General features: G+C 39.4%; 22 protein-coding genes. 13 read left to right on the top strand and 9 right to left on the bottom strand.

Going from position 1 to position 20355, the window contains the following annotated elements; all coding sequences use genetic code 11:
- The first annotated feature begins 124 nt into the window (after positions 1-124).
- Complete coding sequence (locus BVC88_RS16145; RefSeq protein ID WP_075351755.1) at positions 125-1705, top strand: peptide chain release factor 3; 1581 nt, start codon at positions 125-127, stop codon at positions 1703-1705.
- A 220-nt stretch (positions 1706-1925) separates the two neighbouring features.
- Here the strand turns inward: BVC88_RS16145 and BVC88_RS16140 are convergent, their stop codons facing one another.
- From BVC88_RS16140 to ade, 3 genes are all read right to left on the bottom strand, one after another.
- A complete protein-coding gene (locus BVC88_RS16140) occupies positions 1926-3131 on the bottom strand; it encodes a DUF4221 family protein (protein WP_075351754.1) in 1206 nt (401 codons plus the stop codon).
- A gap of 60 nt (positions 3132-3191) precedes the next feature.
- Positions 3192-3419 carry a hypothetical protein gene (locus BVC88_RS16135; protein ID WP_139316591.1) on the bottom strand — a complete coding sequence of 76 codons (228 nt, stop codon included), beginning with the start codon at positions 3417-3419 and terminating at the stop codon, positions 3192-3194.
- Between the two features lie 152 nt (positions 3420-3571).
- The gene (ade, locus tag BVC88_RS16130) at positions 3572-5197 is read right to left on the bottom strand and encodes an adenine deaminase (RefSeq protein WP_075351752.1); all 1626 of its coding nucleotides are present in this window, start codon (positions 5195-5197) and stop codon (positions 3572-3574) included.
- 130 nt (positions 5198-5327) lie between these two features.
- Here ade and cmk point away from each other — a divergent pair, with 130 nt between their 5' ends.
- The 10 genes from cmk to BVC88_RS16080 all read left to right on the top strand — a co-directional run bounded on the left by cmk (position 5328) and on the right by BVC88_RS16080 (position 14150).
- The gene (gene cmk, locus BVC88_RS16125) at positions 5328-6011 is read left to right on the top strand and encodes a (d)CMP kinase (protein WP_075351751.1); all 684 of its coding nucleotides are present in this window, start codon (positions 5328-5330) and stop codon (positions 6009-6011) included.
- Positions 6012-6014: 3 nt separating this feature from the next.
- Positions 6015-6911 carry a 4-hydroxy-3-methylbut-2-enyl diphosphate reductase gene (locus BVC88_RS16120; RefSeq protein ID WP_075351750.1) on the top strand — a complete coding sequence of 299 codons (897 nt, stop codon included), beginning with the start codon at positions 6015-6017 and terminating at the stop codon, positions 6909-6911.
- A gap of 133 nt (positions 6912-7044) precedes the next feature.
- Positions 7045-8400, top strand: a complete 1356-nt coding sequence (locus BVC88_RS16115) for a Na(+)-translocating NADH-quinone reductase subunit A (RefSeq protein WP_075351749.1) — start codon at positions 7045-7047, stop codon at positions 8398-8400.
- Positions 8401-8405: 5 nt separating this feature from the next.
- Positions 8406-9620, top strand: a complete 1215-nt coding sequence (locus BVC88_RS16110; protein WP_075351748.1) for an NADH:ubiquinone reductase (Na(+)-transporting) subunit B — start codon at positions 8406-8408, stop codon at positions 9618-9620.
- Positions 9607-10356, top strand: a complete 750-nt coding sequence (gene nqrC / locus BVC88_RS16105; protein ID WP_075351747.1) for an NADH:ubiquinone reductase (Na(+)-transporting) subunit C — start codon at positions 9607-9609, stop codon at positions 10354-10356. The genes BVC88_RS16110 and nqrC overlap by 14 nt, the downstream gene beginning before the upstream one ends.
- A 28-nt stretch (positions 10357-10384) precedes the next feature.
- Complete coding sequence (locus tag BVC88_RS16100; protein WP_075351746.1) at positions 10385-11068, top strand: NADH:ubiquinone reductase (Na(+)-transporting) subunit D; 684 nt, start codon at positions 10385-10387, stop codon at positions 11066-11068.
- 15 nt (positions 11069-11083) lie between these two features.
- Positions 11084-11695, top strand: a complete 612-nt coding sequence (nqrE, locus tag BVC88_RS16095; protein ID WP_075351745.1) for an NADH:ubiquinone reductase (Na(+)-transporting) subunit E — start codon at positions 11084-11086, stop codon at positions 11693-11695.
- A gap of 125 nt (positions 11696-11820) precedes the next feature.
- Positions 11821-12441 (top strand): 3-keto-disaccharide hydrolase, encoded by a 621-nt coding sequence (locus BVC88_RS16090; RefSeq protein WP_075351744.1) that lies wholly within the window; start codon positions 11821-11823, stop codon positions 12439-12441.
- Between the two features lie 9 nt (positions 12442-12450).
- The gene (locus BVC88_RS16085) at positions 12451-13551 is read left to right on the top strand and encodes a 6-bladed beta-propeller (protein WP_075351743.1); all 1101 of its coding nucleotides are present in this window, start codon (positions 12451-12453) and stop codon (positions 13549-13551) included.
- Between the two features lie 44 nt (positions 13552-13595).
- Positions 13596-14150, top strand: a complete 555-nt coding sequence (locus BVC88_RS16080) for a DUF502 domain-containing protein (RefSeq protein ID WP_075351742.1) — start codon at positions 13596-13598, stop codon at positions 14148-14150.
- Between the two features lie 2 nt (positions 14151-14152).
- Here BVC88_RS16080 and BVC88_RS16075 read toward each other — a convergent pair whose 3' ends face one another.
- Complete coding sequence (locus tag BVC88_RS16075; protein ID WP_075351741.1) at positions 14153-14347, bottom strand: DPP IV N-terminal domain-containing protein; 195 nt, start codon at positions 14345-14347, stop codon at positions 14153-14155.
- A gap of 291 nt (positions 14348-14638) precedes the next feature.
- Here BVC88_RS16075 and BVC88_RS16070 point away from each other — a divergent pair, with 291 nt between their 5' ends.
- Together BVC88_RS16070 and BVC88_RS16065 are read left to right on the top strand one after the other, a co-directional pair.
- Positions 14639-14851 (top strand): hypothetical protein, encoded by a 213-nt coding sequence (locus BVC88_RS16070; protein WP_075351740.1) that lies wholly within the window; start codon positions 14639-14641, stop codon positions 14849-14851.
- A 116-nt stretch (positions 14852-14967) separates the two neighbouring features.
- Entirely contained in the window at positions 14968-16035 is a 1068-nt protein-coding gene (locus BVC88_RS16065; protein WP_075351739.1) for a BF3164 family lipoprotein, read from the top strand.
- A gap of 1 nt (position 16036) precedes the next feature.
- On the opposite strand, the gene BVC88_RS16060 is transcribed toward BVC88_RS16065, so the two are convergent.
- The 5 genes from BVC88_RS16060 to BVC88_RS16040 form a co-directional block, all read right to left on the bottom strand.
- Positions 16037-16939, bottom strand: coding sequence for a TolB family protein (locus tag BVC88_RS16060; protein WP_075351738.1), 903 nt, complete (start codon positions 16937-16939; stop codon positions 16037-16039).
- Between the two features lie 46 nt (positions 16940-16985).
- Positions 16986-18047, bottom strand: coding sequence for a selenide, water dikinase SelD (gene selD, locus BVC88_RS16055; protein WP_075351737.1), 1062 nt, complete (start codon positions 18045-18047; stop codon positions 16986-16988).
- Positions 18022-19056: a tRNA 2-selenouridine(34) synthase MnmH gene (mnmH, locus tag BVC88_RS16050; RefSeq protein WP_075351736.1), complete on the bottom strand. Its 1035-nt coding sequence runs from the start codon at positions 19054-19056 to the stop codon at positions 18022-18024. The genes selD and mnmH overlap by 26 nt, the downstream gene beginning before the upstream one ends.
- Positions 19057-19124: 68 nt before the next feature.
- Complete coding sequence (trxA, locus tag BVC88_RS16045) at positions 19125-19445, bottom strand: thioredoxin (protein WP_075351735.1); 321 nt, start codon at positions 19443-19445, stop codon at positions 19125-19127.
- Positions 19446-19536: 91 nt separating this feature from the next.
- Positions 19537-20322: a hypothetical protein gene (locus tag BVC88_RS16040; RefSeq protein ID WP_075351734.1), complete on the bottom strand. Its 786-nt coding sequence runs from the start codon at positions 20320-20322 to the stop codon at positions 19537-19539.
- Positions 20323-20355: the final 33 nt, after the last annotated feature.

Raw genomic sequence — 20355 nt, 5'->3', positions numbered from 1 at the left:
TCAATTTTCAATTTTAAATTCTAAAATCCGTCAATAGGGCTGATTTCTTATAAAACTCCACTTCCAAGCAAGTCCTCATTTTTGGTGGTTTTTCCCTACCTTTGCCCCCTGAAAAACATGACCCATGAGTTTGAATCAAGAAATCCAAAAACGTAGAACATTTGCCATCATTGCTCACCCAGATGCTGGAAAGACGACTTTGACGGAGAAATTACTCCTTTTTGGAGGAGCGATTCAAACGGCAGGTGCCGTAAAATCCAACAAAATCGACACTGCGACCAAGTCTGACTGGATGGCCATCGAAAAACAAAGAGGAATTTCGGTAGCTACCTCCGTGATGGGATTTGAATACAAAGGGATCAAAATCAATTTGCTCGATACGCCTGGTCACCAGGATTTTGCGGAGGATACTTATCGAACCTTGACAGCGGTGGATTCGGTGATCATGGTGATTGATTGTGTGAAAGGCGTCGAGATTCAGACAGAGAAGTTGATGGAAGTTTGCCGGATGCGAAATACGCCTGTGATCTGCTTTATCAATAAGCTTGACCGTGAAGGCCGTGATCCCTATGAATTATTGGAAGAAGTTGAGCAAAAGCTCAATATCCAATGCCATCCGCTTTCTTGGCCTATCGGTATGGGCAAGACTTTCAAAGGGGTTTACAACCTTTTTGATCATAAGTTGAACCTATTTACGCCTTCTCAGCGAAAGCTGAGTGATGTGCGTCAGGAATTTGAAGATGTAGCCGATCCCGAACTTGATAAATTGATCGGGCCAAACTTCGCGAGTCAACTTCGTGAAGATGTGGAGTTAATTGAGGGAGTGTACCCTGAGTTTGATACGGAAGCTTACCTATCGGGGAAAGTTGCCCCTGTTTTCTTTGGTTCGGCGGTGAATAACTTCGGCATCAATGAGATGTTGGATACTTTTATTAAGATTGCTCCAAAGCCAAAAAGCAGAAAGACAGATACGCGTGAAGTGAAACCAGATGAGTCTAAATTCTCTGGATTTATATTCAAGATTCACGCTAATATGGATCCGAACCACCGAAACCGAATTGCTTTCTTGAGAATCTGTTCCGGTAAGTTTGAGCGAAATAAACCCTACAATCACGTCCATGGACCGAAGCCGCTTCGTTTTTCTAACGTAACGCAGTTTATGGCACAGGACAAGGAAATCATCGACGAGGCATTTCCTGGAGATATTGTTGGTCTTTATGATACTGGAAATCTAAAAATCGGTGATACGCTGACTGAGGGTGAAGACATGGTTTTTACAGGTATTCCAAGTTTCTCCCCTGAGATTTTCCGTGAAGTGGTGAATAAGGATGCAATGAAAACCAAGCAGCTGGAAAAAGGCCTCAAGCAACTGATGGAAGAGGGAGTTGCGCAGCTATTTACATTCGATATGGGGTCTCGAAAAGTAGTCGGTACAGTCGGTCAACTTCAGTTTGAAGTAATCCAATTCCGATTGAAAAACGAATACAATGCGACGGTGGAGTTTCAGCCGATGAATCTCTATAAAGCCTGCTGGATTACCTGCAAAGATAAAAAGCAGCTCGACGAATTTGTCCGCTCCAAGAATCGTCACATCGCACATGACAAAGATGGAAAGCTGGTCTTTATGGCCGAGTCCAAAGCCTGGTTACAAATGGTGCAGGACAATTATCCGGATATAGAATTTCACTTCACATCCGATCTTTAATAAAACAGATTGGTAAACACGAATTTCTCTCCACTAAACAATCCCTTATCACTCAGTTTCAGGTCAGGAATAACCAGCATCTACCAAAGCTTCGCTTGGAAGTAAAGTAGCTCAAAGGAGAATAGGTGGTTTTGGAATAGGGGGACGAGGAGACGGTGATGTTGATTCAAGTTCGGACATAATTACTTGGTATCATCCACCTATTTAAGAAATACACCTACTATTTCTCAGAATCTTCTCCGATGCTTATTGGGTTAAAAAGATCAAAAACAAAAAGGTCTTCATTTTGAAGATAAAGGTCTTTCCTGAAGATGGCCAATCCCTTCCTTGTTAGAAAAATGGAAGAAGGATCATGGGTATTTGTTGTGAATGGACTTTCTCCAACCTTTTCAAAATTTTCATTGAACGTTATAATTGAAAATGAAAACTTTTTGTCCCCTGCGAGAACTTTGTCTCGTGACGGTCTTAGGATGGCTATTCTATAAAATATATTTCTCCAATGATCATATATTAGCCCCCGGTATTCTGATGTAGAGAAAGCATGAACATTTTCTTTCTCGTCTCGTTCATTTGGGTTCCTTGAGGTAAAAAATGCAGGATCATCTTGATATGGAATTATCTCTTGGATAAAATCAGACTTAATAATATGTTTTTCCTCTACTCCATTGATTAGGTCTATTTCATAAACTTGATGATCCACAGGGTAACTGATGATGACTTTGTTTTTACCCAAATTCAAAGCAATACTAGGATCATATTTGAAGTAGGCTCCCCAAAAGGCCTTAGAGTAAATTTCTGGGAGAGTGGTTAAGTAATCAATTTTACCATTCTTTAAATCCAGCTTTAAGAGACTTGGGTAACCGGTAAAGTCTTCTTCATAATTTTGGATTCCACAGGAGAGAAGCAGGAAGTTGTTCCAAATATGTATGGGACTCATAGTAGAACTATTTGGAACTGGGAAGTTTGTGGAGCCTGAATAATCAGTCACCGTATACTTTTTGATAATTTCTCCTTTTCCATTGATCAGATAAAGCGGACTCGTCTGTCTATTGAATAAGAAAATAGAATCAGGACTATGGTGATAATGGGCTGATACGTAACCAATGTTTCCAACTCCGTTTGGACCTTCAATTTCTAGTGTGATTTGATCAAGAAGTTCACCTGAATCGCTATCAAATGTGATAATTTTTTGACTGTCTGAATCTAAGTAGCTAATGATTTCCTCTCCATTATGAAGAAAAGTAGAGATTGAGTTAGTCCCAAAACGCATGGTTGGATTAGCTTGTAATTTCAATTGGCCCACAACTTTCATAGCCATTTTTTCGGTGGACATTGTAAGGTTGCTGCTTCTGTTTTTTTCTTCCGTATCCTTCGGTACTGAACAAGAAATGCTGATCATCAAAAAAATGTATAAATGTTTTTTCATAGTTGGATTTTAAATAAAACTTCCATCTCCATGTTTGGGAGATGGAAGTGAGAAAGAAGATCATCCGATGCTTGGTGGATTATTGTCTTTGACCAAAGTGCCGTTACATGGAGTTCCGCTTCCGCTGTCAAAGTAGCAGATATCTCCGTCGCCGTAAGGTGAAACACGACATTTGCCTCTGTTATTTTGAGGTTGGGAGGAGGTTGTACAAACTCTCTGTGCGTCAAAGCCTAAAACCAAGGAGTAAGAAAGTCCCAAAATACTAACCAGCATTGCTAATTTTTTCATTTTTTCTAAAATTTAAATTTAAGGATTGAGTTGATTTTGGGAATGCCTAGAATTTCCCGATTTGATCAATGGCCAAAAAGATCACTACCAATATAGTAGTCGCAAAAAAAAAAAAACAAACTAAAAGCAAAAATTTTTGAAAAATAAATAGTTCACATTAAAAACACCTCTTCAAACTCAAATTTTTGCCCACTAAATAATCCTTTATCACTCAATTTCAAGTCCGGAATTACCAGCAAGGCCATAAAGCTCAAGGTCATAAAGGGGGAGCCCAATTTAGATCCCATGTCTTTTGAAAGTTGATCAATCCGTGTATACGCAGCAGCCACTTGATAGCCATCCTCAGCTGACATAATTCCGCCTACATGCAAGGGGAGAATTTCTTCTTGGCTTCCCAATACTGCAGAAACTCCTCCTTTTGCTAGGATAAGCAAATTTACCGCCCTACAGATCGATTCATCATCCACACCAACTGCAATAATATTATGTGAATCATGTCCTACTGAGGAGGCGATCGCTCCGGAATTTAGTCCGAAGTTTTTGATGAAAGCTACTGCCGGCCGAGCATCTTTGTAGCGGTTGACCACCGTGATTTTAAGAATATCGCTGGCAGGATTGGAAACTGCAAAGCCATCTTTAATCAGAATATCTCCAGAAGTTTCAGGGGTAATCAATTGCCCATCCAAAGCTTCGATGACGCGCACTTTGGTGCCTTTTGCTGATAGTTGGAAATCCAAGGGACTTTTCAACGAAGTGTTGAAATTATTGATCAGTTTATTCTTGACCCTCTGGATAAGCGTTTTGCCATTTTCGGCTACTTTTTCTCCATTAATATAGGTGGCGAGCACCTCAAACTTTTCGAGGTCTTTGACCAAAATGAAATCAGCAGGATCATCTTTGCGAAGCTGACCCACTTCCATGGAATAATGGGAAATCGGATTGAGGCAAGCTACTTTTAATACATCGAAGAGATCTTTCCCCTTTGCGATAGCCCGAGCTGCTAGCTCGTTGATGTGGCATACTGCTAAGCTATCGGGATGCTTGTCATCCGAGCAAAAGAAGAGCATGTCGGAGTAGTTGTCCATCAGATCGATCAGCGCTTCAAAGTTTTTGGCAGCAGAACCTTCCCGAATGGCGATTTTCATCCCCAGCTTGATTTTGCCAAGCGCTTCTTCATAAGTGAAGCATTCATGATCGGTGCTTGGGCCTGCTTTCACATATTTTTCTGCCAGCTCTCCTTTTAAGCCTGGTGCATGCCCATCGATTGGTTTGCCGTATTTCTGGGAGATCCGAATTTTCTCCATTACCACCGGATCCTGATTGACCGTTCCTGGCCAATTCATCATTTCGGCTAAATAATGAATTTCTTTTCTACTCATCAATTCCTCAATAGCTGACACGTCGATTTCTCCTCCGGCAGTTTCAAAGGGAGTTGCAGGTACACAGGAGGGAGCGCCGAAATAAAATTTGAAAGGAACCTGCTTTCCGTTGGCAATCATGTAATCTACACCTGCCATCCCGCAGACATTGGCAATCTCATGCGGGTCTGAGATGGTCGCTACCGTGCCATGAACCACCGCCAGTCGAGCAAACTCAGAAGGAACTAACATGGAAGATTCCACATGCACATGTGCATCGATAAACCCCGGCATCAAATAAGGAAGGCCTGGCTCAGGAGCAATGCTGGTGATGTTCTGAATTTTGGAATTTTCCAGACTGAGTAAAACTGGATAAATTTTCCGATTGGGGATATCTACAAATTGCGCTTTGAGCTGCATGAAAATTGGGGCTTGGAAAAGATGATGTAAGTCAAATTACTAGCAGAGCTTTCGGGGATTGAAGGATCGGTTTAGATTAAAACTACTATATTTGCGCCTGAATTAAAAAGCGGAAACGCATAGTTTTTAGATGGGTAAAATCGTCATTGCTATCGATGGGTATTCGGGTTGCGGAAAAAGTTCAACTGCCAAAGCGGTAGCAAAAATTCTGGGTTACACCTATATCGACTCAGGAGCCATGTATCGGGCTGCTACCTTACATTTTTTGAATGAAAATCTTAGACCTTCCAAGCCGGAAGAGGCCATTCAAGGACTCCAAACCCTTTCAATTTCTTTCAAAATAAATCCGGAAACGGGACTTCAGGAAACTTATTTGAATGGGAAGAATGTGGAGGATGAGATTCGCTCGATGCAGATTTCGCATAGAGTAAGTGAATTGGCAACTGTCGCATCGATCAGAAGAGAACTCGTGGCCCAGCAACAGCGTTTGGGGAGTGGCAAAGGTGTAGTAATGGATGGAAGAGACATTGGATCTGTCGTTTTTCCTGACGCAGATCTGAAAGTTTTCATGACTGCTAATCTAGAAACCCGAGCTAAACGTCGACAACTGGAACTCCTTGAAAAAGGACAAACCGTGGATTTGGAAGAAATCAAAGAAAACTTGGCGGGTAGAGATGAGGTAGATTCTTCGCGTGCTGAAAGTCCTTTGATGAAAATGTCAGATGCGGTAGAGGTGGACACAAGTAATTTAACTTTTGAAGGTCAAGTGGCACAAATCGTGCAACTGGCTAAGGCCAAAATTGAAATGAATTAGGATATGGAAGTAACGATCGATAAAAATTCAGGCTATTGTTTCGGAGTAGAATTTGCCATCAAAATGGCAGAGGATGAAATGGAGCATAGTGAAAAGCTATACTGCTTGGGAGATATTGTTCACAATGACATGGAGGTAAAGCGGCTAAGCGCGAAGGGTTTAGAGGTTATTGACCGGGAGCAATTAAGCCAATTGAGTGATTGCAAAGTATTGATTCGTGCACATGGTGAGCCACCTGAAACGTATAAGACTGCCATTGAAAATAATATAGAATTAATTGATGCTTCCTGTCCGGTAGTTTTGAAACTTCAGCATCGGGTAAAAAATGCCTTTGATAAGATGGAGCGTGAAGAAGGTCAGATTGTTATTTATGGTAAAAAAGGTCATGCTGAAGTGATCGGCTTGACTGGTCAAACTTTAGAAAAAGCAATTGTGGTCATGGAAGATTCTGATTTGGAAAAAATCGACTTCACCAGACCGGTTACCCTTTTCAGCCAAACTACCAAAAGCACCAAAGGCTTTTACGAAATTTCCAAAAAAATAGAAGAGCGGATTAAAGCTTCTAAGGGAGAATTGACGGAGCTGGATTACAATGCAAATGATTCGATTTGTCGCCAAGTCTCAAATAGAGAGCCCCAGCTTCAGCGATTTGCAAAAGAAAATGACGTGATTCTATTCGTGTCAGGTAAGAAAAGCTCCAATGGAAAAGCATTGTACCAAGTTTGTTTGAATGAAAATTCTCGAAGTTTTTTCATTGAAAACGAAACAGAGTTGGACTTGGAGTGGTTTTCAAAAGATGATAAAGTCGGGATTTGTGGAGCAACTTCAACCCCGATGTGGTTAATGGAACGGGTGAAAGAGTATTTAGAACTTCATTCTGAGCAAGTGTTAACCGTTTAAAAATGAGCGATATCGGGATAATTTACTACCGCTCTGGTAAAAGTTCAAAGATTAAACTTCAATTAACCCAAAAATAAAAAGGTTATTTATTAGATTTGGGGCGTTTTTCAAAGGCTCATACTTAAAAACAGATATGTCTAAAATAGTGAAGCTTAAGAAAGGTTTTGACATCAATCTAGTGGGAAAAGCAAAGCAAGAGCTTGCTAATTTCGCTGCCGCTCAAACTTTCGCAATTAAGCCAACGGATTTCATTGGGTTTCAACGCCCTAAAGTCCTTGTCAATGAGGGAGACACTGTGAAAGCAGGTACTCCCCTTCTGATCGACAAAGCCATGGATCAGGTCATCTACGCATCACCTGTTTCTGGAGAAATTGTCGAAATCAAACGAGGCGATCGCCGAAAACTACTCGAAATAAAAATATTGGCTCACAAAGCCATGACTTTCGAGACTTCCGAAAAAGTGAATCTTGCATCAATTGATCGAGATACATTAGCTGCAAAGTTGGCAGGAAGTGGAGTTTGGCCAAATATCATCCAGCGTCCTTTTGGGATTGTAGCTAACCCTGCAGATACTCCAAAAGCGATTTTCATTTCTGCATTTGATACCCACCCTTTAGCTCCTGATTACGGATTTACCCTACAGGGAGAAGAAAAATACCTTCAGGCCGGTATTGATGCTTTAGCGAAACTTACTTCTGGGAAAATTCACCTTAATGTAGATGGATCTAAGCCAGTTCCGGCAGTATTTTCCGGAATACAAGGAGCACAGATCAATCAATTTTCAGGTCCGCACCCAGCAGGAAATGTCGGCGTACAAATCCATCATTTAGATCCGATTAACAAGGGTGAAATTGCTTGGACCGTCTCTCCAACTGGTGTTGTTCAGATTGGAAAGTTTATCTTGGAAGGTATCTACGATTCTTCTAAAGTAATCGCAGTGACCGGTTCAGAGATTACTAAACCATCTTATGTAAAGACATTTAGTGGAGCTAACGTTTCTACTTTTGTAAAAGGAAATTTAAACTCAGGACATGTAAGAGTTATCTCTGGCAATGTGCTGACAGGTGAAAAAATTCATTTGGAAGGCTTTCTAGGTTTCTATCATAATCAAGTTACTGTTATTCCTGAGGGAGATTATTACGAGTTCCTTGGATGGGCAAAACCTACAACGGAAAAGTTGAGCTATCATAGAGCTCTGGGCTTGTTGTCTTTCCTTTCTCCAAAAAAGGAATATGTTCTGGACTCAAATGGTAGAGGTGAGGAGCGAGCATTTGTACAAACGGGCGTTTTTGAGTCGGTGACTCCAATGGATATTCTTCCGGTTTATTTGTTGAAAGCTATTTTAGCCGAAGACTTTGATGAAATCGAGGAGTTAGGAATCTATGAGATTGTAGAAGAAGATTTAGCACTTTGTGAATTTGTGGATGTATCCAAGCATCCGGTGCAGGAGTTGGTAAGAAAAGGTATAGAATTAATCCAATACAGTTAATCCATATGAAGTTTCTAAGAGATTTAATGGACAAGCAGCGACCTCTTTTTGAAAAGGGAGGCAAGCTTGAAAGTTTATATTACGCATTTGAAGCAGGTGAGACATTCCTCTTCAGCCCTAATCATACCACTGGTATTAAGGGGGCTCAAGTAAAAGATGCTATTGATTTGAAGCGAATGATGATCACCGTTGTGGTGGCAATGATTCCAGCTTTGCTTTTCGGTATTTATAATACAGGGCATCAGCATTTATTAGCAACCGGTGGAACTGCTGGTCTTTGGGATAACTTTGGTGACAAGTTCACCACAGGGTTGATCTTAGTACTACCTATCGTAATTGTAGCTTACGCTGCAGGAGGTATGGTTGAAGCAGCTTTTGCTGTGATCAGAAAACATCCAATCAACGAAGGTTTCTTGGTCACGGGAATGTTGATTCCTTTGGTGGTCCCTGCAACAACACCACTTTGGCAAGTTGCACTAGCCACAGTTTTTGCCGTTGTGATTGCAAAAGAGGTATTTGGTGGTACAGGGATGAATATCCTAAACGTAGCCATGACTGCAAGAGCATTCTTGTATTTCGCTTACCCTGCTCAGATTTCAGGTGATCAGGTATGGACTTACCTAGGTGATAAAGTAGCAGTAGATGGCTTCTCAGGAGCAACTGCTCTTGCTGTGGCATACAATGCAGGGGTAGATGGCGTTCCGGTGACGGAGGCCTTATCCACTCACAATTCAGCGATAGGAGCAGATTTATTCAGTTTCTCAAATATGTTTATGGGATGGATCCCGGGTTCTATAGGTGAAACATCTACTTTAATGGCTATTTTAGGCGCTTTGATTCTGATCGGAACTGGAGTGGCTAGCTGGAAAATTATCCTTTCTGGTTTTGCAGGAGCCTATATCATGGGATTTGTAATGAATCTTTTTGCAGTAAATGAATACATGGCAATGCCTCCTCAATATCATTGGGTAATGGGAGGGTTGGCTTTCGGTATTGTTTTCATGGCAACCGATCCAGTGTCCGCAGCTCAGACTGAGACAGGAAAATGGATTTATGGTTTGTTGATTGGTTTCTTGACGGTAATTATCCGTGTGACCAATCCGGCTTATCCTGAAGGAATTATGTTAGCAGTGTTGTTTATGAACGTATTCGCACCGCTAATCGATTATTATGTAGTTAAAGCAAACAAAACAAGGAGGTTACAACGTGCAACAGTCTAACGCATATATTATTACATTCTCCGTCATTTTGACGGTTGTATTAGGACTTCTTCTTTCAGGCACTTCCCAAGTATTGGGGCCAATGCAGAAGGAAGCTATAGCCTTAGATCAGAAAAAGCAAATTCTTGGTGCAGTGATTTCTGGTGATGAAATCGCAGCCATGACTCCGGATGAAGTGAATGCTTATTACGGAAGTCATATAGCTTCTACTGTAGTGGATATGAACGGAAAAGAAATCGCAGGTGCTACTGCTGAAGGTGTTGACGTTGCAAAGAATTATAAGAAGCCAGTAGAAGAGCGTCAGTTTCCAGTTTACATTTTTCATGAAGAAGGAAATGTTGCATCTGTAAAGTCTTACATCTTCCCACTTTATGGAGCTGGTCTATGGGATGCGATCTGGGGATATCTTGCCTTAGGCACTGATATGAATACTGTAGGTGGAATCACTTTAGCGCATGCAGGTGAAACCCCAGGACTAGGTGCTCGAATTACTGAGCCAGGTGTTCAATCAAGATATGAAGGAAAGGAAATCTTCAATGAGTCTGGAGAGCTAGTAGCAATCCAAATGCAAAAAGGTGAAGGAAAAGATTACTCAGGTAATCCTCACCAAGTAGATGGAATGTCTGGAGCTACCATCACTGGTAATGGAGTAAATAATATGCTAATCAATTACCTCGGGTATTATAAGGCATACATTGAAAGTAAAAAGTCTTCCACAGCGGTAGCGTCACTTTAATAGAAAATCAACTCGTTAATACAAAAACATGAGTGCTGAAACTATAGAAAAAACGATTGAAAAGAAGCCAGCGGAAGCGCTTTTTTCAAAACGAAGAAAAAAATTAGTATCTGACCCGTTAGTGGATGATAACCCAATTACCATACAGGTATTGGGGATTTGTTCGGCTTTGGCGGTTACTACTCAGATGAAGCCTACTTTGGTAATGGCCATTTCGGTTATTTTCGTAGTGGTGATGTCAAACTTGACTATCTCGCTAATGCGAAATACCATTCCAAGCCGAGTACGAATTATCGTACAGCTTGCTGTGGTTGCTACCTTGGTAACTTTGGTAAGTGAAGTTTTGAAGGCTTTTGCATACGATATGTATAAGGAGCTTTCGGTATTCGTTGGTTTGATTATCACCAACTGTATTGTAATGGGGCGTCTTGAGGCATTTGCCTTAGGAAATAAACCATATGATTCTATTCTAGATGGCTTCGGGTCGGCATTAGGTTACTCTTGGATCATCTTGGCTGTAGCTTTCTTTAGAGAACTTTGGGGTTCAGGAGCAGTATTCGGTATTCCGGTATTTGAATATGTATCAAGCCTTTTCGGACCTGATTTCAAATTAGCAACCAATGGACTTATGGTGTCTCCAGTAGGAGCATTTATCATCCTAGGATTGATTATCTGGGTACAGCGTACCAAAACAGGTTATGTTGAACACTAAATAGAAGCTGAAAAAATGGATTTATTTAATTTAGGTATTCGGTCGATCTTTATCGACAACATGGTTTTCGCTTACTTCTTAGGAATGTGTTCTTTCCTAGCGGTATCCAAGAAAGTAAGTACTGCGATTGGTCTTGGTGCTGCCGTAATCTTCGTGTTGACGGTGACCGTGCCGGTAAACTGGCTATTGAATGAGTTTGTGTTGAAGGAAGGTGCGCTTTCCTGGATCAATGGAGAACTTGCATCAGTCGATTTATCATTCTTAAGATTTATCATGTTCATCGCGATTATTGCTGCGATGGTTCAACTGGTAGAAATGGTCGTTGAAAAATTTGCTCCTGCCCTTTATGGCGCTTTGGGTATTTTCCTTCCTTTAATCGCAGTAAACTGTGCAATTCTTGGAGGATCGCTATTTATGGCTCAGCGTGACTATACTTTAGCTGAAGCTTCTGTTTATGGCTTCGGGTCCGGTACAGGATTCTGTCTTGCAATTGTTGCTTTGGCAGCGATTAGAGAGAAGTTAAAATATTCTCATGTTCCAAATGGTTTGAAAGGGTTGGGAATCACCATGCTTTTGACAGGGTTGATGGGATTAGCATTTATGTCTTTTATGGGTATCGATTTATAATCTGCTGCTCAAACAGAAATATCAAGGCTCTGAATTAATTTTCAGAGCCTTTTTTGTTTTCGGTAGGAAAGTATTCGCCTGAAGTTTTTAACTTTTGAAAAGTTCAATCAAACCCAAACCTTGCCATGAAGTATTTATTTTCAATTATTGCGCTCTTTATCTTCACATTTCAACTTTCTGCTCAGTCCGGAGAATGGATTGAGTTATTCAATGGGAAAAACCTGGATGGCTGGAAAGTATCCGAAAACCCTCAATCTTTCAATGTTGAGGATGGAGTAATCAAAGTAGCCGGTCCCCGCGGTCATGCTTTCTACATGGGAGAAGTCGGAAATCACGATTTCAAGAATTTTGAAGTAATGGTGGAACTGAAAACTATGCCGAAAGCTAATTCAGGCATTTTTATCCATACCGAATATCAAGAGAATGGCTGGCCAAATAAAGGCTATGAAATTCAGGTTAACCAAAGCCACAGCGATTGGCGAAAAACCGGTTCTGTTTATTCCTTTCAAGATGTTCGAGAGACCTATGTTCAAGATGGCGAATGGTACACGGAACATGTGATCGTACAAGGAGATCAAATCACTGTCAAAGTAAATGGTAAAATAATCAATGAATACGATGAATCAGAAGTCAGAACAGGAGATCTTGGCGATAAAAAATTGAGCTCAGGTACCATTGCGCTTCAAGCTCATGATCCGGAAAGTGTGATCTATTATCGAAGCGTTAAAATTAAGATTCTGGATTGATTTTAGAATATGATTAAATCTAAGTCAGTTTGGCTTTCCCTTTTGATTTCTCTTTTCTTTATAAGTGCGTGTGAAAATGCACCGCTTGAAAAACCGACTGAATTAATCACTATAAAAGTAGCCTCAGAAAACAGATTAAGTATTTCTGAAATTTTTGAAGAACCTGAAATCATCGAATTGGAGCAATGTGATAGTTGCTTGATAGGTGATATTAATAAGGTTTTAAAAGATGATTCTGGGTTTTATATTTTAGATCGAAATCGCGCAGAAGCAATTTTCAAATTTGACTTGGAGGGAAATTTCATCTTTAAAATTGATACAAAAGGAGAAGGACCTGGACAATTTAAACTCCCATTTGATTTTGATCTTCTGGAAAATGGGGTAGAACTCTTCATTCTGGATATGAACAGCCGAAAATTCTTAGTTTTCGATAAGTCTACCGGAAGTTTTATTCGAGAGTTTTCCTACTCAACTTTTCAGGTTGAAAATTTCATCGCTTTTTCCAATGACTTATTTGCAGTCGAGGTAGATGGGAGAAATACTGTAAGTGAGAAAAAGAATCTTGGTCATATTGTGAATTTCACCCTTAACGACACGATTTTTAAAGGGATTCTTGACTATCCAAAAACAGTGGTCATGTTTTATGGTCAAGAATTTACTAAATCCAGCCATAGTTTTCTTTTTAGTAGGGCATTAAATGATACCATCTACACGGTTTTAGAAAATGAATTCAAACCAAAATATTTTCTCGATTTCGGAAATAGAAAAGTATCAACTGAGTTGAAGATCTTAGACATTATGGAGCTGGGACAAGGAATCCAAAAAGAGGCCTCTTTCTTTTCTTTAGGGCGAAATTTTGAAAATAGTAAGTATTTGATCTTCAATTGGGCGAATGAAAAAGAATACGAGCAAAATGGAATTTACTTTAAAGGTAAAAGTGAATTCTATCATCTAGTATCAGAGAACTCGTTATTCAGGAATCCTTTTTTTATGGATGAAGAAAGTGTCTTCACTTTTTACTCCAATACAGATAGGAATTTCTCTCCTTTACCAAATGAATATATTCAAAAAGAAAATTTCTATTTGGCTAGGTTTTTATTCAAGGATTAGGAATTTGGACTATCATTTAATTTAGATTTCATTTTATAAAGTTTATGGATTTTACTTATCGTAGAATTGTCTCCTATTTCTTAAGAGGACTGCTATTCCTTACACCGATCACAGTTACCGTTTATATTATTTATCAGACTATCCTCTTTTTGGATAATTTGATACCGGTACCTATTCCGGGAATAGGAATTCTGATGGTCTTAGGCTTGATTACCTTCTTCGGGTATTTGGCTAGCCTCTTCTTTGCAAAGCCTTTCTTCGAGTGGTTGGAGCGTGGTCTGATCAAGATTCCATTAGTGAATTTGATCTATACCAGTATCAAAGATCTGATGGGGGCATTTGTGGGTGATAAAAAGAAGTTCAATTCTCCAGTCATTGTACAGATAAGTGATCACCTTTCCAGATTGGGCTTTATCACCCAAGAAGATATGTCGGAGATCGGATTTCCGGAATTGGTTGCGGTATATTTTCCACACAGTTATAATGTGTCGGGAAATGTTTTTCTCATATCACGGGACAGAATAAAATCACTGCCAGGTGTCAAGAGCTCCGATGTGATGAAATTTATGGTTTCAGGTGGGGTTTCGCCTCTGGGATAATTTTATTGGTGATACCTCACAAACGCAATCCAATCTCCATCAGGAGACCAGGAGTGAATATTGATGGTTCCTTGACCTCCATATAAAACCGGAGTTAGATCTTTGATTTCTTTTGTCTCCACATCAAATAGTCGAAGCTTAACATCTTTCCCAAATGGATGAGATCCTTTTTGATCTTCGAGATAGGAAATGATCACTGCTGATTTATTATCCGGTGAAGGATTCCATTATTGATTTTGGTAAAAATGTTCTCAATCTATTTTCTCATATCACGGGATAGAATCAAATCACTGTCTGTTGACAAGAGCTCCGATGTGATGGAATTTATGGTTTCAGGAGGGGTTTCTAGTTTAAGATAAACTAATTTTAAAAATAAGGTAACGTAAAAGGTAAATAAGTTAACTAATTACTTGCTTCTTTCTTTCTTTCTTTCTTTGGGAATAGTCTAAAGGACTTTTAATTTATCTTTTTACTTAAACCAATAAGCTATGATTAAAAAGGTCAAATTCATCTTTGCAGGTTTGGCAATGATTTTCGTCACTTCCTCCCCCTCTTTTGGGCAGGTTGAAGAGCCTGCTCCTCCAGGGGGAGGGTATCCACAATACCATGTTTGTTGTCAATCCCAAAGCACAGGATGTTGGGCTAGAGATGGCTCTTATTTCCCAACAGATTATGTTTATTATGGTCATTTTTGCCCATAAATCTAATATTTGAGGAAGGTGACTTCCTCAAATTTTATTTTTAGTGACAAAATTTTTATGAGTTTTGTAAACCCATTTAGATATTCAAATTCTTATTAAGAGTAACCTTATTTCAAATGAAACTATTTATTAATTCAATATTTTTTATGTCTTTGCTTTTTGTTTCCTGCAATTCCAAACAGCTGAATGTTGGAAAGTTCAATCCTGAAACAGTGGAGGAATTCCAGTTAATTTCTAAAAAGTATAATCATCCAATTTTGTTAAATCCCTTGAAGATTTTTGGAAAAGGAAAGTTTTTATTTGTTTTTGAGGATCGGAGAATTCCGCCAGATAGTCCATTAATTCATGTTTTTGATTTAGTCAATTTTGAACATAAAATATCTAAAGGGAAAATGGGGTTTGGCCCTTTAGAAATTCCTTCCGCTGATATTTTTCTACCATGGGATAACGACAATTCTTTTTTAGTATACAGTGGTATGGATAAAAAATTTGTGAAATACAATTTAAGTGACTCTTTATTATCGGGGGAAGAAGAGTTTAAAATGCCGGTTTCGAATACACCTTTGGGGTTATTTTATTTTTTGCCAGACTCTTCATTTATAGGAATGTCCACTTTTGATGATAATAAATTTGTAGAGGTTGATTTTAATGGACAAAAAATAGCTGGATATGGCAAATGGGATATTGTAGAAGGAAAAGAGGATTTGTCTAATTTTCATCATTTTGTATTGAATAACGGCTGGTTTAAAACAGACGAGTCTTTTGAAATATTAGCCAATGCTTCCATTTTTCGTGATAGGCTTGAAATATTTAATAATAGCACAAAAAAAATTATTACAATTGATGGCCCCTCTTTAGAGCTTCCACCTTTTGAATATTATGGAGAGAACATGCCTTTAAATATCCCCATCTCTAATCCGTTTAGATACCGTGATGTTTTTATTTCAAATGAAAAAATATACGCGTTATATGGTGGCTTAACTGAAGAACATTACAAAGAAACAGGAGAATTAGCTTTAAAGGTTTTCATTTTTAATAGAGAAGGTGTACCTCTTTATCGTTTCAAGTTGGATCGCTCAATTCGATCCATAGTAGTCGATGAAGAAAGTGGGAAATTGTATGGATTGACAACTGATGAAGATCCAGGTATTGCCATATTTGATTTACCAAAGGATTTTAGATAAATCACTTATGATACCTCACATACGCAATCCAATCTCCATCAGGAGACCAGGAGTGGACATTGATGGTGCCTTGCCCTCCGTAGAAAACCGGAGTTAGATCTTTCATTTCTTTTGTCTCCACATCTAATAGTCGAAGCTTAACATCTTTCCCAAAAGGATGTGATCCTTTTTGATCTTCGAGATAGGAAATGATCACTGCTGATTTATTATCCGGTGAAGGATGCGGAAACCAATTGTCCAAGTCATCATTGGTCAATTGCTCCGTTCCACTTCCATCAGGTTTCATCCGATAGGATTGCATCCTTCCGGTTCGGTGCGAATTGAAATAGATCCATTTTCCATCATAGGAATATTCCGGTCCATCATCGAGTCCTTCTGCATCGGTCAGCCTGATTTCCTTTCCACCTGAAGTTGGGACCGCATAGATATCCCATTGCTTGTCTCGCATCGCGCAATAGACTAGAGTCTTTCCATCTGGACTGATGCCATGCCAGTAGCTGGGATAGTTGGGGGTGATTAGTTTGGCTTCTCCACCAGCCAGTGGCATCACATAAATTCTAGAACCCAAACCTTTTTCATTCTTGCTGAAGACAAGGGTTTTGCCGTCAAAACTCAATCCATGATCATTATTGATAGTGGATACTTTTTCCGGAAAAATCTTCCCAAGATTATTTCCTTCCAAATCAATTTTCACCAAAAATCCAGCTGCATTAATCAGCAAGTACTTGCCATCTCTAGACCAGTTTGGCGCTTCAAAATGTCGCTTTTCTTTAAGAATGGATTTTTCTTCGCCTGTCTTGACATTCAGGAGGACTAATTCACTGCTAGTGCCTTCTGGTACTTGTGCCATTAATGAAACTGAAAAACATAGGAGTGCGAAAATAAAGCAAAATAAGGTTTTCATGGCTTTTGGGCTTGGTTTCTTTAAATATAAGAAACTCAGCGCCAGCTTATACTAAAACTTCCACGACTTGCTCTGCCTTTTCTACAAAAGTGCCAATCTGCCAAATCGATTGCTTCGATTCGGACATCGCTTGAAGAAACCAATCCAATTGTGCTGGATCTACCGCCAGCATCAAACCGCCACTGGTCTGTGGATCACAAAGTTTGACTAAGTCCATTCCTACCACGCCTTTTGTTTTGTCTGAATAGGTATTCCAGTTTCGGTAGGTATTATCTGGAAAAATAAACTGGTTGATGTATTCCTGTACGCCAGCGATCATTGGGAGTTTTTGTAATTCGATCACTGCTGATAGTCCAGCTCCTTCACACATCTCGATCAAATGACCCAAAAGTCCAAAACCTGTCACATCTGTCATGGCATGCACTTCGGCATGATTCCCCAAAACTTCCCCAATTGAATTTAAGCTGCAAGTTGTATCAATCAGTTTGGCGTAATCTTCTTCAGAGATTTTTTGTCTTTTTAAAGCTGTAGCTAAAACGCCAACGCCCAATTCCTTGGTCAGAAAAATCAAATCTCCTGCCTTTGCACCTTTATTCAATTTGATCTTTTTGGGATGAATAATCCCATTTACAGAAAGCCCAAAAATTGGGTCTTTTGCCGCAATACTATGCCCTCCTGCCAATTCAATTCCAGCAGTTTTACAAATGCTCTTTGCACCTTCCATTACTTTGGCAGCTAATTCAGGAGCGAGTTTTTCGACCGGCCAACTTAAGATTGCATTGGCAAAAATTGGTTTACCACCCATAGCATACACATCCGAAAGCGCATTGGCTGCTGCAATTCTTCCAAAATCAAAAGGATCGTCTACAATCGGAGTGAAAAAATCTACTGTGTTGATTACCGCAATTTCTTCCGAAACTTGGTAAACTGCAGCATCATCTTTTCCGGAGTTTCCCACCAAAAGATTGGGGTCAGTCTGGGTAAAAGAGCCACTTGCATTGAGAATCTGATCAAGTATAGCTGGGGCGATTTTACAGCCGCATCCGGATCCCTCGCTCCATTCAGTTAGTCTGGTAGGTTGCTTAGGAGATGAGTTTATGTCTAGCATGTATTAGTTGGTTTATAGCTTCTGATTCAGAAATTCCTTCCAAATCAAGTGAAATAGTCTGCTTTGATTCGTGCTTGTCCAAGTCGAAATCATAAGCCTTGTCGTAATAGAGTAGGAGGTTGGCAATCCAATCTTCGTGATTGTCTTCCACGATGGCTTCAATTGCTTGTGAGGTCCTGAGGCCTCCCAGTTTCTTTTTGAGTCGAAGGACAGCTTGAATCAAATCATCTTTCGGTAAAATGGCGTATTCTGAAGCAATCAATTTGATTCGTTCCGTTTCACTTCGATGGATGTCCACCAAAGGCGCATTGAGCATTTGCTTGTAAAATAAATCCGGTAAAATCAATCGTCCGATCTTCCGACTTTCATTTTCAACCCAAGTAGGTCTGTCTGCATTTAGTTTTCCGATTGCCTCTGCCAGTAAGTTTTCAAATTGCTCTACGGTAGGTTGAGGAGCTTGGCCAATCGCTCCGAAACTTGATCCTTTGTGATTGGCAAGTCCTTCCAAATCCAGAATTTGCTCTCCTTTTTCTTTTAAAAGTTTTAGGTAGAGCGTTTTTCCGGTACCAGTTCGCCCTGCCAATACGATCAGATTTACTTTGCTTCTAACCAAATTGAAACTATGTGTTCGATAAGTCTTATATCCACCAATCAATCGATAGACTTCAAAACCTACCATCGTTAGCAACCAAGAAAGAATTTGGCTCCGCATTCCTCCGCGCCAGCAATAGATCAGGATTTTTTTATCGGGAAACTCCGCTAAGGCTGATTTTTGGATTTCATGAAAACGAGGTCCTACCAATTCAAAGCCTTTCAAGGTAGCGGCTTCCGCTCCTTTCTCTTTGTACAAAGTGCCTACAATTACCCGTTCGGCATTATTCAGAATGGGGATATTAATGGCGTTTGGAATGTGACTTTGATCAAATTCGCCCTCGCTTCTCGCATCAATGATTGGAAGCGTTTTTCGCATTTCAAAAAATTCTGGAAGTGTAATTAGGGTTTCTGCCATGGCTGGGTGAAGTTAAAAAAAAAGCCGCAAGGAATACTTGCGGCCAGAATTGATTCTAAGCTTTTGGCTTAAAGTTGTGCATCTAATTTTTGAGAAAGTACAGATTTTGGAACTGCTCCAACTTGCTTGTCTACGATAGCTCCACCTTTGAAGAATAGAAGTGTAGGAATAGAACGAATCCCAAAAGCTTGCGCTACACCTGGGTTAGAATCCACGTCAACTTTACCGATTATTGCTTTTCCTTCATAATCGCCAGCAAGTTCTTCCACTACTGGTCCGATCATTTTACAAGGTCCGCACCACTCTGCCCAGAAGTCAACCAAGATCGGTTGCTCAGATTTGATGATTTCTTCAAAGTTTGCGTCGGTAATTTCTATTGCTTTTGCCATTTTATGTGTTGTTAATATTTTAAGATTTCAAATTATAGGTTCTAAAGTGAATTCAAGTTTAATAAGTTCCAAAGCGAAAAAAAAACTCAGACTACTCAAAATAAGTAAACTTCCATTTATTCAAAACTTGCTGACCAAATTGAAGCGAATATAAAATTTCTTCTACCACCTGATTCTGGTTATTGTATTTAAATTCCATAAAAGACTCATCCGTACCAATCTGTCCTTTCGGTTTTTTTGCAATCAAATTACCGTCTAAGTCATATTCATATTGTAAAACATAATAGGGGATTCCTGCTGATTGATCATAGTAGAAATGTTCTTCAGAAATCTTCTTTGAGCCATCTGAATAAAAAAATTCCGCAAAATCCCCTTCTCCTGTAACTCTTCCTGAAGTACTTTTTATTCTTCCTTGATCATCGTAAGTATTGCTGATTAAAATTTTGAAATCTGTCCCATCTCCTATTAACACATTTTTTAATCGGCCTTCCAAATTGTATTCATATTTTCGGTTTGAGAAAAATGTCAATCCAAATTCACCGACAATAAAAACCTTACTTGAGGTCATCAAACCTTTATTGTCAAAATAATTTAAAACATAGCCAGAGGGCTCATTTTCTTTGTTTGTGGTTATTTCTAAAATAGGATTTCCTGCTTTGTCGTAATAATAATCGACATCGTAATCCCCAGTAGATTGATTGAAATAGAAGTAAGTTTTTCTTTTAAGTTTACCTTTTGAGCCTAAGAGTTCTCCTTCCAATACTTGGTTCAATTCCGTGATATTTGGATTATCAACAAGTTCCTCAATAGGCGATTCAGGTTCGTTGCAAGCGCCAAACAATAAGATCAGGATCGATAGGTAAATTGACTTTTTCATAAATTTGTAAAAGAATGATTATCAATGAGAATT

This window comes from Algoriphagus marinus (assembly GCF_001936475.1).
Taxonomy (GTDB): Bacteria; Bacteroidota; Bacteroidia; order Cytophagales; family Cyclobacteriaceae; genus Algoriphagus; species Algoriphagus marinus.
Note: the sequence above shows the minus strand (reverse complement) of the source record. Positions and strands in the feature narration are given on the sequence as shown.

Bases quoted from the DNA above. Each gene is read 5' to 3' on its own strand.
- BVC88_RS16145 (WP_075351755.1), top strand. From the start codon at position 125: ATGAGTTTGAATCAAGAAATCCAAAAACGTAGAACATTTGCCATCATT.
- BVC88_RS16140 (WP_075351754.1), bottom strand. From the start codon at position 3,131: ATGAAAAAACATTTATACATTTTTTTGATGATCAGCATTTCTTGTTCA.
- BVC88_RS16135 (WP_139316591.1), bottom strand. From the start codon at position 3,419: ATGAAAAAATTAGCAATGCTGGTTAGTATTTTGGGACTTTCTTACTCC.
- ade (WP_075351752.1), bottom strand. From the start codon at position 5,197: ATGCAGCTCAAAGCGCAATTTGTAGATATCCCCAATCGGAAAATTTAT.
- cmk (WP_075351751.1), top strand. From the start codon at position 5,328: ATGGGTAAAATCGTCATTGCTATCGATGGGTATTCGGGTTGCGGAAAA.
- BVC88_RS16120 (WP_075351750.1), top strand. From the start codon at position 6,015: ATGGAAGTAACGATCGATAAAAATTCAGGCTATTGTTTCGGAGTAGAA.
- BVC88_RS16115 (WP_075351749.1), top strand. From the start codon at position 7,045: ATGTCTAAAATAGTGAAGCTTAAGAAAGGTTTTGACATCAATCTAGTG.
- BVC88_RS16110 (WP_075351748.1), top strand. From the start codon at position 8,406: ATGAAGTTTCTAAGAGATTTAATGGACAAGCAGCGACCTCTTTTTGAA.
- BVC88_RS16100 (WP_075351746.1), top strand. From the start codon at position 10,385: ATGAGTGCTGAAACTATAGAAAAAACGATTGAAAAGAAGCCAGCGGAA.
- nqrE (WP_075351745.1), top strand. From the start codon at position 11,084: ATGGATTTATTTAATTTAGGTATTCGGTCGATCTTTATCGACAACATG.
- BVC88_RS16090 (WP_075351744.1), top strand. From the start codon at position 11,821: ATGAAGTATTTATTTTCAATTATTGCGCTCTTTATCTTCACATTTCAA.
- BVC88_RS16085 (WP_075351743.1), top strand. From the start codon at position 12,451: ATGATTAAATCTAAGTCAGTTTGGCTTTCCCTTTTGATTTCTCTTTTC.
- BVC88_RS16080 (WP_075351742.1), top strand. From the start codon at position 13,596: ATGGATTTTACTTATCGTAGAATTGTCTCCTATTTCTTAAGAGGACTG.
- BVC88_RS16070 (WP_075351740.1), top strand. From the start codon at position 14,639: ATGATTAAAAAGGTCAAATTCATCTTTGCAGGTTTGGCAATGATTTTC.
- BVC88_RS16065 (WP_075351739.1), top strand. From the start codon at position 14,968: ATGAAACTATTTATTAATTCAATATTTTTTATGTCTTTGCTTTTTGTT.
- BVC88_RS16060 (WP_075351738.1), bottom strand. From the start codon at position 16,939: ATGAAAACCTTATTTTGCTTTATTTTCGCACTCCTATGTTTTTCAGTT.
- selD (WP_075351737.1), bottom strand. From the start codon at position 18,047: ATGCTAGACATAAACTCATCTCCTAAGCAACCTACCAGACTAACTGAA.
- mnmH (WP_075351736.1), bottom strand. From the start codon at position 19,056: ATGGCAGAAACCCTAATTACACTTCCAGAATTTTTTGAAATGCGAAAA.
- trxA (WP_075351735.1), bottom strand. From the start codon at position 19,445: ATGGCAAAAGCAATAGAAATTACCGACGCAAACTTTGAAGAAATCATC.
- BVC88_RS16040 (WP_075351734.1), bottom strand. From the start codon at position 20,322: ATGAAAAAGTCAATTTACCTATCGATCCTGATCTTATTGTTTGGCGCT.